Raw genomic sequence first — 11,998 nt, forward strand, 5'->3', positions numbered from 1 at the left:
CCTCCTACTCCGCGGCTTGCCGCACGGGCTGAGGGCGGAAGTCCTCGGGGAAGTGGGTGAGCGCGCTCATAACGGGGTAGGGCGTGAAGCCACCCAGGGCACAAAGAGAGCCGAATTTCATCGTCTCGCAGAGATCCTCGACAATCTCGATCTGCCTTGCGGGCTCGATGCCATTTGCGAGCCGGTCGAGCACCTCGACGCCGCGGGTCGAACCGATGCGGCAGGGCGTGCACTTGCCGCAGCTTTCCACCGCGCAGAACTCCATGGCGAAGCGTGCCTGCTTCAGCATATCAACCGTGTCGTCGAACACGACGATGCCCGCATGGCCGATGAGGCCGTCCTTGGCGGCGAAAGCCTCATAATCGAACGGCGTATCGAAGAGGGCGCGCGGGAAATAGGCCCCGAGCGGCCCGCCCACCTGCACTGCGCGCACCGGCCGGCCCGTGGCCGTCCCGCCGCCGATATCGTCCACGATCTCGCCGAGGCCGGCCCGTGGCCGTCCCGCCGCCGATATCGTCCACGATCTCGCCGAGCGTCAGGCCGAAGGCGGCTTCGAAAAGGCCGCCATGCTTTACATTGCCGGCAATCTGAATCGGGATCGTTCCGCGCGAGCGGCCCATACCGAAGTCGCGGTAGTAGGCCGCGCCCTTATCCATGATGATGGGCACGGAGGCGAGCGAGATCACGTTGTTGATGACGGTGGGCTTGCCGAACAAGCCCTCATGCGCCGGCAGCGGCGGCTTCGCGCGCACCATGCCGCGCTTGCCTTCGAGCGAGTCGAGCAGCGCCGTCTCCTCGCCGCAGACATAGGCTCCCGCACCCACGCGCACTTCCATATCGAAAGCATATTGCGATCCGAGCACGCTGCTGCCTAATACGCCCGCCTTCCGCGCTGCGGCAATGGCCTCGTTCAGCACCTGCTCCGCATGTGGGTATTCCGAGCGCAGATAGATGTAGCCCTTGGTCGCCCCGACGGCGATCCCCGCTATGGCCATCCCCTCGATCAGCACGAAGGGATCGCCTTCCATGATCATGCGGTCGGCAAAGGTGCCGGAATCACCTTCATCAGCATTGCAGACGATGTATTTCTGTGCTGCGCGGGTATCGAGAACCGTTTTCCACTTGATGCCGGTGGGAAATCCCGCGCCGCCGCGTCCGCGCAGGCCTGATTCCGTCACCTGCTCCACGATCTGAAGCGGTGCCATGGAAAGCGCGTTGCGCAGGCCTCGAAGGCCGCCATGCGCCTGGTAATCTTCGAGCGATACCGGATCGGTGATGCCGCAGCGCGCGAAGGTGAGCCGCGTCTGGCGCGCAAGGAAGGGGATCTCCTCCGGCTTGCCGAGGAACAGTGGGTGCGGACCGCCTGAAAGGAAATTGCTATCGAAGAGCGAAGGAACGTCCGACGGCTTCACCGGACCGTAAGCCACGCGCCCGGCCGGTGTTTCCACCTCGACCATCGGCTCCAGCCAATAGAGCCCGCGCGAGCCATTGCGCACGATCTGTGCCTCGATTCCGCGCAGGCCGAGCTCTCTGGCGATGGCCGTGGCCACCTTCTCAGCGCCGAGCGCCAGCGCGCCGGAATCGCGTGGAACGTAGATCTTCGCTGTCATGCCCGCACCTCCCGCACGATCTCCTCGGCCTTCTCACCATCAAGCCTGCCGATCACTTCGCCGTCGAGCATAGCCGAGGGGGCACAGGCACACAGGCCCAGGCAATAAACCGCCTCCAGCGTCACCGACCCGTCGCCGGCGGTCTCTCCGAATTTGACGCCAAGAAGGTTTTGCAGCCTTTCCGCCACGAGGTCGCCGCCCATCGATTGGCACGCCTCCGCGCGGCAAAGCTTCAGCACATGCCGACCGGGCGGGTTTTCGCGATAATCGTGATAGAAAGAGACGACGCCATAGACCTCTGCGCGGCTGAGATTCAGCGCATCCGCGATCAACGGCAGCGCCTCGCGCGGCACATAGCCAAACTCCCGCTGGATCCCGTTCAGGATCGGCAGGAGCGGCCCTTCTTCATGTCTCCAGCGTTCAATGATCGGCGACACGGCGGAGACGATTTCGGTACCTGCATGCTGCATTGCGCAGCGCCCTCCCTGGACTTGTTCTTACCAGAGAAATACGGGTTCATCGTCTTGTATCAATATAGCATATTCGTCGCTCGATAGAAAATTTCTATCGGGACCGCGCGAAATTCTCCGCTGCGAGCCCTGCCTCATAGAGCAGGGCGGAAACCATTGGCGTATGCGGCTCCCGCTCGGCGGCCACCACTCCCACCAGATGGCTTGCATCCGGCTCCACGATCGGGATCGCCCGGATGGGTTCGGAAAGACCGAGCATCTCCGCCAGGTTAAGGGGCATGATGGATGCCCATTTTCCTGTACGGATGTGGGAGAAGAGCAGAATCATGGAGTTGGATTCAAGCGTCGGCTGAACGCTGGTCCCGGCCTCCTCCAGATGCTTGTTGATGATGCGGCGGTTCTGCATGTCTGGTGTCAGCAGGCATAGCGGCAAATCGGCCACTTCCGCCCACGTAACAGTTTTGCGGTCTGAAAAGCGGTTTCCCGCTGCGGTGATAAGTTGGTACCGCTCGCTATAGAGAGGCACGGCTGTTACGCGCCCGAGCGGTTCATTGTCGAGATAGGTGATGCCGATATCGATGTCGAAATTTTCCAGCCGCGAAAGAACCTGGAGCGAAGTGCAGGAGATCACCGAAAAAGTGACTTCCGGATGCTTCTGGCGGAAGGGCGTCGTCAGCCACGGCACCATGGCGAGCGCCGTGGGGATGGCGGCCATTCGCACGTGACCGGAAAGGCCCCTCGTTGCCGCTCGCATCTCTTCGCGCATGGTGCGCGCGTCACCGACAATGCGCCGCGCCCATTCGAGGACGCGCTGCCCTTCCGGCGTCAGCCCCTGGAAACGTGAGCCACGTTGGACCAGCATGACGCCAAGCTGATCTTCGAGCTGCTTGATCGCCGCTGAAAGCGTCGGCTGGGTGACGCCCATCTCTTCCGCCGCGCGGCCGAAATGACGCTCCCGCGCCAGTGCGATGAAGAATTCCAGCTTGTCGATCATGCGCCGCCGTCACATTACGTTTCCGGCCATTGATCCACGCGAGCGGCGCCAAAATCAACGGCTATCATGCCAATTACACGCTGCTTGCGCCCCAGCGTGCACTTGATTGCTCCCGGTCGCTCGTTCATAAGCACCACGCGTTTTTCCACTGCGCAGATGTCAGGGCTGTCGAGGGACTTCGATGAGCGAATTCAAGCAACTGGTCTTTTCGGGCGTGCAGCCCACCGGCAATCTCCATCTCGGCAACTATCTGGGTGCCCTTCAGAAATTTGTCGCACTCCAGGATAGCCACGACTGCATATACTGCGTGGTGGACCTGCATTCCCTGACGGCGACGCTTGTGCATGACGACCTCAAGGAGCAGACGCGCTCGATTGCAGCGGCGTTTCTCGCCTGCGGTCTCGATCCGGAGAAAAACATTATTTTCAACCAGTCGCGTGTTCCGCAGCACGCCGAGCTTGCCTGGGTATTCAATTGCGTTGCCCGCATCGGCTGGATGAACCGGATGACGCAGTTCAAGGACAAGGCCGGCAAGGACCGCGAGAACGCGTCTTTGGGACTTTTAGCCTATCCGAGCCTGATGGCGGCCGACATTCTCGTCTACCGTGCGACCCATGTGCCGGTGGGTGATGATCAAAAGCAGCATCTGGAGCTGACCCGTGACATTGCCCAGAAGTTCAACAATGACTTCTCTCACCGTATTGCCGAGCTCGGATACGGGGTGGAGATGCAGGTCGGCGAAGAGGCGGTAAACGGCTTTTTCCCCCTTACAGAACCGCTGATTGAAGGTTCGGCTACACGCGTGATGAGCCTTCGCGACGGCACCAAGAAAATGTCCAAGTCGGACCCGTCCGACCTTTCTCGCATCAACCTGACCGACGATGCCGACACGATAGTCCGCAAGATCCGCAAGGCAAAGACGGATCCGGCACCGCTTCCGGGCGACATTGAAGGTTTTGTGGGGCGGCCGGAGGCGGATAACCTAGTTGGCATTTATGCCGCGCTTGCGGGCATCTCGCGGGAGAAGGTGATCGCGGAATTCGGTGGCAAGCAGTTCTCGGAATTCAAGCCGGCCCTTGCCGAACTCGCAGTGGAGACGCTGGCGCCCATCAATGCCGAGATGCGGCGTATTTCCGCCGATCTTGGCTATGTCGACGGCGTCCTTCGGGAAGGCGGCGAGCGTGCTCGCCAGAGAGCCGAGGAGACCATGAAGAAGGTTTACGAGATCGTGGGACTCCTAGCGGACTGATAGCAGGAGGATATGTCAAGCTCTCCGGTTGCGCTTGCCGTCGGCCTCGGCTGGTGGCAGAGTGCGCCACTGCGGCTGTCCTCGTTCTGGAAGAAGGGACATGTATGGTTTCCAAACGTCTCAGCCGGCAAGCCGGTCACAAGCGCAAGTTCCTTGCCATCGTTGATGGCACGCCGGAATGCGACCGCGCGGTCGCTTACGCGGCCCGACGGGCCCATGCGACGAACGGCTCCCTGGTGCTTCTCTTCGTGATCGAGCCCGGCGATTTCCAGCACTGGCTCGGCGTCGAGCAGATCATGCGCGAGGAGGCAATGGACAATGCCCAGAAGGCGCTTAACGATCAAGCCGTCAGGATACGCGAGACCATTGGCATCGAGCCGGAACTCGTGGTGCGTGAGGGAAAGACGGTGGAGGAGATCCATCAGCTGATCGAGGAAGATCAGGATATCGCAATACTGGTTCTGGGAGCGAGCAACGCCAAGGAAGGGCCGGGACCTCTGGTCACCGCGATCGCGGGGAAGGGCGCGGCGTTTCCCATTCCCGTTACGGTCGTGCCGCACAATCTTACGGATGAGGAGCTTGAAAGCCTGGCATAGCGGGGCCAGCCCTCCTATATGCGTTGACGCTTGATCAACGGCGGGCTTCCGCCTATCTTAGAATTATTCCAAATTCGGCACCCACGGAGTTCTGCGATGTTCATCCAGACAGAAGCAACCCCAAATCCCGCAACGCTCAAGTTCTTGCCGGGCCGGGTGGTGCTTGAACAGGGCACGGCCGATTTTCGCGACTACGAGACTGCACAAGCGGCTTCACCGCTGGCTGCACGCCTTTTCGAGGTGCCGGGCGTAACCGGGGTGTTTTTCGGCTTCGACTTCATCACCGTGACCAAGGAAGACGCTGAATGGCAGCATCTGAAGCCCGCCATTCTGGGGACGATCATGGAGCACTTCATGTCGGGGCAGCCCGTGATGGCCTCCAACGAGTCCCGGCACGAAGCGGATCACGACGAGTTTTACAGCGAGGAAGATGAGGAGATAGTCGCCACGATCAAGGAGCTGCTGGAAACGCGGGTCCGCCCAGCGGTGGCGCAGGATGGCGGCGACATCACCTTCCGCGGCTACGAAAAGGGAACGGTGTTCCTACACATGAAGGGCGCTTGCGCGGGATGCCCATCATCGACCGCGACGCTCAAGCATGGCATCCAGAACCTGCTTCACCATTTCGTGCCCGAAGTCGAGCACGTTGAGCAAATAATCTGAGGGCCCGCTAGCGTTATTTTCTTTGCCGGCAAGTAGAAGGTTTCTTTGTCGGCAAATAGAAGGGGCGGAGGAAAAAAGAAACCGGGCCCCAAGGCCCGGCTTTTTTATGGCGGGCGACCACCCGCACTGTTCCCGAGACGGTTCTTACCGCTTCACTATTACTTTTGCACCAATCCTGGTGCGCTTGTAAAGATCGATAATATCCTGGTTCATGAGGCGTATGCACCCGGAAGAGGTGGCTTGCCCGATCGAATACCATTCGGGTGTGCCGTGCAGGCGATAAAGGGTGTCGCGTCCGTCCTGAAAAAGGTAAAGTGCACGCGGCCCAAGGGGGTTGGCGAGGCCCGGAGGCATTCCCTTCGCCCATCGGGCAAGTTCCGGCTGACGGCGGATCATGGTTGCCGGGGGCGTCCATGTCGGCCATTCCCGCTTCATGGCGACATGCGCAACGCCCGACCACTGAAATCCTTCGCGGCCGACGCCGATGCCGTAGCGCAGGGCCTTGCCTCCATCCAGTATCAGATAGAGAAACTTTTCCCGCGTATCGACGATGATGGTGCCGGGCTTCTCCTTTGTCTCGAAGGTGACGACCTGCCGGTGATACTTCTTCGGCACTTTCGATATGGGAACCCGGGGAAGGTGATAGCCGGCATCCGAGACGGCACGATAATCGGAGGAGAAGACGTTGCGGCCCTCCATTGCCGTGGGCGTGCAACCGGCCAACGCTGTTACGAATGCCATGATGACCGGCAGAAATAAGACTTTTGATCTCATGAAGAAATTTGTCCTGTGCCAATCCTGCAAATGCCCCACTCTCAAGCATCTGCGCCGCCACCCATGAAATGCGGATGAACTCTTTGACACGCTTTTTAACGTTGGACTGACTCCGTGATGACCTTTCGCTTGCGTTTCGTCATCTCATGGAATCATCCTGCTCCAGATAGCAGCGCACATGGTTAAAATCGCATGAACGTTGGAGAGGCAGCCCGGCGCTCCGGTCTTCCGGCAAAGACGATCCGATACTACGAGGACATCGGGCTTGTCATGCCCGCCCGCTTAGGGAACGGCTATCGGTCCTACGCGGAAGACGACATCCACCGGCTGACTTTTCTGAAAAGGGCGCGTGGGCTGGGCTTTTCGATAATGGAATGCCGCCACCTTCTCGCACTCTACGATGATAAGGGACGCGCGAGCCAGGATGTCTTGCGCATCGCCACCGCTCATGTGGCAGCGATTGAGGCAAAAATTTGCGAACTTGAAGGGATGCGTGCGACGCTGCAAAAGCTGATCGCCTCCTGCCATGGCGACCAGCGGCCGGACTGCCCGATCCTGGAAGATATTGCCGGCGAAGGCGCTCACAATGGCTAGAGGCGTCCGGACAGCCAATCGTCCGTGTAACAGGGTTGATGTGCCGGGCATACCTGACAGCGTGGAAGTGCCGCCAGAAGCGAGTGCGGTTCATCTGATCCGCGGAACTCTGTGTGATAAGTAGCCGCTTTTCCCAATCCGAAGGTGGCAGTAGTGGAAACTTCTATTCATCAGGGAACCTTTCGCAGCCTGCGGCATCGGATAGCGATGATGGGAGGAAGGCATGGCTGCAATAATCGAGCGTGTTCGAGATCAACAGCCGGACGACGAGCTGGTACTTCGAGCACAGGCGAAACATCCAGACGCGATCAGGACTATCATCCGGCGTTACAACCAGCGCCTCTATCGGCTGGCGCGCGCCATCGTGCGCAATGACGAAGTGGCCGAGGAAGTGTTGCAGGAAGCTTACCTGAAGGCGTTTGCCGCGCTGGATTGTTTCCGCGGTGATGCTTCGCTTGCCACCTGGCTTTCCCGCATCACCATCAATGAGGCTCTTGGGCGGCTGCGCCGTCAACGCAGGTTCATGAAACTGCACGCTGAACTTGCCGGGACACACCAAGCAGCCATTATCCCTTTTCCTGGAGCACTTTCCACGGACGACCCGGAGCGCACCATGGCTCAAAGACAGCTCCTTCAGTTGGTCGAGCGGGCATGCGACGATCTGCCAGAAGTTTATCGTCTTGTCTTCGTTGCCCGCGTCATTGAAGGCTTGAGCGTTGCTGAAACGGCTGCTGCGCTAAACCTGCAAGCAGGTACGGTCAAGACACGCCTCCATCGCGCCCGAACATTGCTTAGGCGCGGGCTGGAGGCGCAGATTGGCCCACTTCTCCTCGATGCATTTCCGTTTGCGGGTAAGCGTTGCGAAAGGCTGACGGCAATTGTGATGAAAAAGATCGCTTCGCGGGGACCTTGATGCCTTTGCGGCATCCAATCCGACGTCAACTCTAGCAGATCTCGGCTAATGGCCGGGACAGGAGGCTTCGATGAGGTCCTATCTCGTAATTATCGGTGCGAGCGCCGCGTTGCTTTTCGGCGGTGCTGTCGGGGCTCATGCCCAGGACGCGCCCAGTGATCCGCAGATAGCGCACATAGCTTATACTGCTGGCGCCATCGACATTGAGGCTGCCAAGCTGGCGCTCTCCAAATCGGAGACCCAGGCTGTGCTGGATTTTGCGCAGAGCATGGTCAACGATCATGAGGCGGTGAACGCGCAGGCGCTTGCTCTCGTTGAGAAGCTGGGCGTCACTCCCGAGGACAATCCGACAAGCCAATCTTTGATGAGCGCGGCCGAGACAAAGCGTGCGGAACTGGCTGAACTTGAAGGAGCGGATTTTGACCAGGCCTATATCGAGAACGAGGTGGCGTTCCATGCGCAGGTCAATGACGCACTTGAAACCGTGCTGATTCCATCCGCGGAGAACGAGGAGCTGAAGAGTTTCCTGGAAACGGGGTTGAAGCTGTTTCAAGGCCACCAGCAGCACGCTGAACAGATTGCGGGTGAACTGAAATGAAGGCGATTCTTCATCGGCGGCAACTGCTGTTTGCTGGCGGGGCCGCAGTTCTGGCCGGGGGCATACCGGCTCGTGCGCATAATGGCACGGTCCACGTCACGATCGAGAATCTGACATTCCAGCCTGCCCAAATCGAAGTCCGGGCCGGGGAGACGATCGAGTGGATCAACAAGGACCGTATGCCTCACACTGCCACTGTGAGGGACAAATGGGAGGTGATGATACCACCAGGCCAAACCGCAACCAGGCAAGCGGAGGTGGGAGACACGGTGGACTATTACTGCCGCTTTCACCCCAACATGACCGGCAGAATCACTATTGTCGGTTAGCATACAGTTCCAGGAGAAGATACACAGCTTTCCGTCTGGAAGTGCGACAAAGCAAAGACTTGGATCATTCAAGGCTCCAGGAAATTGGAATGATCAGAAAACGGCCAACTCCCCTGGAGGCGGCCCAAGCGCCAAGGCGACAAGGCAAGAGGCGGCCGCTGAATCTGGCCGCCTCTTCTCACTTCACACTGCCGCAATCACGGCCGAATAGTGGATGATTGCCCCTTTAAGCACAAATGCGTGCCAGATCGCATTTTGGAATCTCAGGCTCCGCCAAAGGTGAAAGACGACGCCGACCGAATAGGCGGCGCCACCTAGAATTAGAAGCCATACGACGGTTGGCGAAAGACTCGCCAGCATCGTCTTGACCAGTGCTATCCCGCTCCATCCCAAACCTAGATACAAGGGTATCGCGAGCCTCGCGAAGCGTTTCGGAAACGCGATCTTCAGGACCATGCCGAATGCAGCGACCGTCCACACCCATGCCAGAAGCCACGCCCCGGTTGCGTCCATCCGGAGGGCAAAGGGCGTGTAGGTGCCGGCAATGAGAAGATATATTGCCGCATGGTCATATTTGCGCAGCCGCCACTTCAGGGGGCTTACCGGCCACATGTTGTAGAGCGCGGATATCGACAGGGTGGTAACCAGGGTTAAGGCGTAGATGGAAGTGGCGATGGCGATATCCGTCTCGGCGCCCCAGGCCATGACGATGAGCAGGGCGGCGGCGCCCGTGACGGCGAGAAGCACGCCAATCACGTGAATAACGCCATCGGCAAAAGACTCCGCGCGATCATAATGCCAGGGAATCTCGTCCATGCGTTCTTCCCTCCCGTATTTTGACGCACGCCGGCGTGCGGCCGCCGGCGTGCACCTGCTGGAAAGTACATAGAACGCAAGCCAGCTCGGTTTGATCCTTAGCGACACCAACATGGGGAAAGTCCGGCTGAAGAGTGCTCCTGGCAGAGGGCGCTGGCGCTCGAATCTATCCGACACGCATGAGCATCAGTTCGGTAAAAGCCGGGTCCAAGGTGCGGCGAGACAACTGCGATTATTCTGGCGGTCCCGAACGTGCGCGGTCCGGTCATTGCTTCGCAGGGGCCAATGGAGGCCCATTCCGAGCGCGCCGATTGGCTGAGTTCGCTGCTGCGGCGCGGTGAGGAATCCGGGTTCTTGAGCTCCGCCTTTAATCGAAATCGCACTTTCCGCATTGAAGCGGGTGGCGCCTTCAGTTATGAAGGCCCGCACGGCCCTCAAGGCCCATGCACCCGTAGCTCAGCTGGATAGAGTGCTGCCCTCCGAAGGCAGAGGTCACAGGTTCGAATCCTGTCGGGTGCGCCATTTCGGTACTGTCGGCCCTGAGACATAGGTAACAGGCTTTACCTAAGACATGGGTGACAACCTCGTGCCGAACGGGTTGTCGATTGTCTGTAAGGTCCTCTGTTCCAGGCCGATCTATCCCAGATCGTAGTCCATGAAGCTGACGAGCCATATGCCGTCGTCGACCTCCTTGATTCCGAGTCTGGCCCGCCAGCACGTTCGAGACGTTGATCTTCTTTCTTGCCATGCAGATGCGGCCGCATGCGGTGACGAGAATGTCCCTGTCATGGAAGGGATAGTCGAGCTCCGGTAATCCGCGATAGGGTCGCGGCGATGGGTTGTAGCGCTCGGCAGGGCAAGCCATATTGAGCGCCTGGTGCGGCCGTTCCTCGTTGAACTCGCTGACGAATCTTTCGAAGCGGTCCTGCTGCTGAAGAATGTTCATGCCGAGCAGTCTCCTGCTTCAGGGTCCGGTGCATGCGTTCATGGCGGCCGTTCTGCTGCGGGTTGCCCGGCTTGATCCGTTCGATCTCGATGCCGAGCCTGAGCCACCACACCGACAGCTTGGACAGGTTGTAAAGCCCGTTGGGGGAGGCAAACGGCAGTCCGTTGTCGCTTTTGATGGCGTCGGGCAGGCCACGCTCCTTTGGCGAACGAAGGCTTCGATGACCGGCGTCTCCTTGGTCGATTCAAGAGCTTAGCAGGCAAGCAGATAGCGCGAGACCTGGTCAGTGACGGTCAAGGGGTAACAATAACGGCCATTGCCGGTCTTGAACTCGCCCTTGAAGTCCGCGCACCACAGATCGTTGGGAGAGCAGTGCGACAGCGGAGTGCCCTCGGCCTTGTTCGCTCTGCGCCTCTTGCGGGCCCGGCTTACAAGGCCGTGATGGTCGAGCACGGCATGCACCGTGCTCCTGGCCGGAATACGCACGTCGCCAGCCAGCTTTCTGACCAGCAACTCCCGGATCTTGCGCGCGCCCGAGTGTGGCTTATCCTTCTTGCTCTCGACGATCAGACGCTCGATCTGCTCGGGCAACTGGTTGGCGTAGCGCACCGGCCGCCGAGACCGGTCCGTCAATCCGTGCAGGCCGCTGTCGCGGTAGCGTTGCAGCAGCTTATAACCCGTATTGCGCGAGATGCCGAACTCCCGGCAGACCGCCGACATTGTCTCGCCGTCAAGCAGGCGGGCAATGAACTTCACACGTTCGTCCATTAGGCTACACTCCTTCCACGGCACCTCGCGATCCTCCGCAAAGAGCGAAATGTGTAACCTATGTGTCCGGAATAACCTGTGACCTATGTGCCGGGAAGGTCACCGTCGCGTTACAACCTTTAGGTACTTCGCGCCTGAACAATCAGATCGCCTCATACAGAAACGTCCCACATAGTGGCCAGCGAGCAGGTGGAACGATTGCTACATGGCTCAGGCGTTGCCTGCGTAGAGCTTTGGGAACATGGCAGGGGCAAGAATATGGCCGCCATTCACCTGCGTGAAGGGCGGCCGCAGACCACAGAGCAGCATCAGCACCACGCTCCGTCGGATTACCGAAGCGATCAGACATCCGATACCTACCATCACCTCGAAAGCATAGGTTGGTGAAATAACGACCCTGCGGCTCCGGCGTGTTCAGGAATGACAAATAAGCCCGCTGTCCGACAGAGGTGGCCGCCGCTTCGCGTGATGCCAGGCGCCGTCAGGGGCTACAACCGTGCCCGTGGCACTGCGCATAATAACACCGATGAACTCAGAACCATGAAAGAGCGGTTCACTTGTCGGAAGTCCGGCAGTGCCCATAACGTACTGACGAGATGGCCGGCGCGCCAAGCAGGCCAGGCGACGCATCGATTGCCTTCTCACCCATGGACGCCTCGTGCAGGTGGGCCGAATGTG

The 11,998-nt window shown here is 59.6% G+C and carries 11 protein-coding genes, 1 tRNA gene and 2 pseudogenes; 8 read left to right on the plus strand and 6 right to left on the minus strand.

From position 1 onward, the window contains the following. Window positions 1-4 precede the first annotated feature (4 nt). From HUS57_RS14880 to HUS57_RS14890, 3 genes and pseudogenes are all read right to left on the minus strand, one after another. Window positions 5-1,610, minus strand: a pseudogene (locus HUS57_RS14880) (NADH-quinone oxidoreductase subunit NuoF). Further along, entirely contained in the window at window positions 1,607-2,080 is a 474-nt protein-coding gene (locus HUS57_RS14885; RefSeq protein ID WP_173934676.1) for a formate dehydrogenase subunit gamma, read from the minus strand. The pseudogene HUS57_RS14880 and the gene HUS57_RS14885 overlap by 4 nt, the downstream one beginning before the upstream one ends. 94 nt (window positions 2,081-2,174) lie before the next feature. Further along, a complete protein-coding gene (locus HUS57_RS14890) occupies window positions 2,175-3,074 on the minus strand; it encodes a LysR family transcriptional regulator (protein WP_173934677.1) in 900 nt (299 codons plus the stop codon). 181 nt (window positions 3,075-3,255) lie between these two features. Here HUS57_RS14890 and trpS point away from each other — a divergent pair, with 181 nt between their 5' ends. From trpS to HUS57_RS14905, 3 genes are all read left to right on the plus strand, one after another. After that, on the plus strand, window positions 3,256-4,323 hold the full coding sequence (gene trpS / locus HUS57_RS14895; protein ID WP_173934678.1) for a tryptophan--tRNA ligase: 1,068 nt from the start codon (window positions 3,256-3,258) through the stop codon (window positions 4,321-4,323). Between the two features lie 104 nt (window positions 4,324-4,427). Further along, window positions 4,428-4,919: a universal stress protein gene (locus tag HUS57_RS14900; RefSeq protein WP_173934679.1), complete on the plus strand. Its 492-nt coding sequence runs from the start codon at window positions 4,428-4,430 to the stop codon at window positions 4,917-4,919. Between the two features lie 96 nt (window positions 4,920-5,015). Then, a complete protein-coding gene (locus tag HUS57_RS14905) occupies window positions 5,016-5,582 on the plus strand; it encodes a NifU family protein (RefSeq protein WP_173934680.1) in 567 nt (188 codons plus the stop codon). A gap of 144 nt (window positions 5,583-5,726) precedes the next feature. On the opposite strand, the gene HUS57_RS14910 is transcribed toward HUS57_RS14905, so the two are convergent. Further along, window positions 5,727-6,356 (minus strand): L,D-transpeptidase, encoded by a 630-nt coding sequence (locus HUS57_RS14910; RefSeq protein WP_173934681.1) that lies wholly within the window; start codon window positions 6,354-6,356, stop codon window positions 5,727-5,729. 192 nt (window positions 6,357-6,548) lie between these two features. Here HUS57_RS14910 and cueR point away from each other — a divergent pair, with 192 nt between their 5' ends. From cueR to HUS57_RS14930, 4 genes are all read left to right on the plus strand, one after another. Next, window positions 6,549-6,950 (plus strand): Cu(I)-responsive transcriptional regulator, encoded by a 402-nt coding sequence (gene cueR, locus HUS57_RS14915; RefSeq protein ID WP_173934682.1) that lies wholly within the window; start codon window positions 6,549-6,551, stop codon window positions 6,948-6,950. 223 nt (window positions 6,951-7,173) lie between these two features. Then, a complete protein-coding gene (locus HUS57_RS14920; protein WP_173934683.1) occupies window positions 7,174-7,863 on the plus strand; it encodes an RNA polymerase sigma factor in 690 nt (229 codons plus the stop codon). A 70-nt stretch (window positions 7,864-7,933) separates the two neighbouring features. Continuing rightward, window positions 7,934-8,461 (plus strand): DUF4142 domain-containing protein, encoded by a 528-nt coding sequence (locus HUS57_RS14925; RefSeq protein ID WP_173934684.1) that lies wholly within the window; start codon window positions 7,934-7,936, stop codon window positions 8,459-8,461. Then, window positions 8,458-8,790 carry a cupredoxin domain-containing protein gene (locus tag HUS57_RS14930; protein ID WP_173934685.1) on the plus strand — a complete coding sequence of 111 codons (333 nt, stop codon included), beginning with the start codon at window positions 8,458-8,460 and terminating at the stop codon, window positions 8,788-8,790. Before HUS57_RS14925 ends, HUS57_RS14930 begins: the two co-directional genes overlap by 4 nt. 183 nt (window positions 8,791-8,973) lie before the next feature. Here HUS57_RS14930 and HUS57_RS14935 read toward each other — a convergent pair whose 3' ends face one another. Further along, entirely contained in the window at window positions 8,974-9,606 is a 633-nt protein-coding gene (locus tag HUS57_RS14935; protein WP_173934686.1) for a hemolysin III family protein, read from the minus strand. A gap of 445 nt (window positions 9,607-10,051) precedes the next feature. Between HUS57_RS14935 and HUS57_RS14940 the strand changes: the two genes are divergently transcribed. Next, window positions 10,052-10,128, plus strand: a tRNA-Arg gene (locus tag HUS57_RS14940). Between the two features lie 42 nt (window positions 10,129-10,170). On the opposite strand, the pseudogene HUS57_RS14945 reads toward HUS57_RS14940, so the two are convergent. Then, window positions 10,171-11,344 (minus strand): annotated as a pseudogene (locus HUS57_RS14945) (integrase core domain-containing protein). Window positions 11,345-11,998: the final 654 nt, after the last annotated feature.

It is taken from the genome of Chelativorans sp. Marseille-P2723 (assembly GCF_902809845.1).
Taxonomy (GTDB): domain Bacteria; phylum Pseudomonadota; class Alphaproteobacteria; order Rhizobiales; family Rhizobiaceae; genus Chelativorans.

What these genes read in the sequence shown, in the direction of transcription:
- HUS57_RS14885 (WP_173934676.1), bottom strand. Translation starts at nt 2,080, where the DNA reads ATGCAGCATGCAGGTACCGAAATCGTCTCCGCCGTGTCGCCGATCATT.
- HUS57_RS14890 (WP_173934677.1), bottom strand. Translation starts at nt 3,074, where the DNA reads ATGATCGACAAGCTGGAATTCTTCATCGCACTGGCGCGGGAGCGTCAT.
- cueR (WP_173934682.1), top strand. Translation starts at nt 6,549, where the DNA reads ATGAACGTTGGAGAGGCAGCCCGGCGCTCCGGTCTTCCGGCAAAGACG.
- HUS57_RS14910 (WP_173934681.1), bottom strand. Translation starts at nt 6,356, where the DNA reads ATGAGATCAAAAGTCTTATTTCTGCCGGTCATCATGGCATTCGTAACA.
- HUS57_RS14930 (WP_173934685.1), top strand. Translation starts at nt 8,458, where the DNA reads ATGAAGGCGATTCTTCATCGGCGGCAACTGCTGTTTGCTGGCGGGGCC.
- trpS (WP_173934678.1), top strand. Translation starts at nt 3,256, where the DNA reads ATGAGCGAATTCAAGCAACTGGTCTTTTCGGGCGTGCAGCCCACCGGC.
- HUS57_RS14920 (WP_173934683.1), top strand. Translation starts at nt 7,174, where the DNA reads ATGGCTGCAATAATCGAGCGTGTTCGAGATCAACAGCCGGACGACGAG.
- HUS57_RS14935 (WP_173934686.1), bottom strand. Translation starts at nt 9,606, where the DNA reads ATGGACGAGATTCCCTGGCATTATGATCGCGCGGAGTCTTTTGCCGAT.
- HUS57_RS14905 (WP_173934680.1), top strand. Translation starts at nt 5,016, where the DNA reads ATGTTCATCCAGACAGAAGCAACCCCAAATCCCGCAACGCTCAAGTTC.
- HUS57_RS14925 (WP_173934684.1), top strand. Translation starts at nt 7,934, where the DNA reads ATGAGGTCCTATCTCGTAATTATCGGTGCGAGCGCCGCGTTGCTTTTC.
- HUS57_RS14900 (WP_173934679.1), top strand. Translation starts at nt 4,428, where the DNA reads ATGGTTTCCAAACGTCTCAGCCGGCAAGCCGGTCACAAGCGCAAGTTC.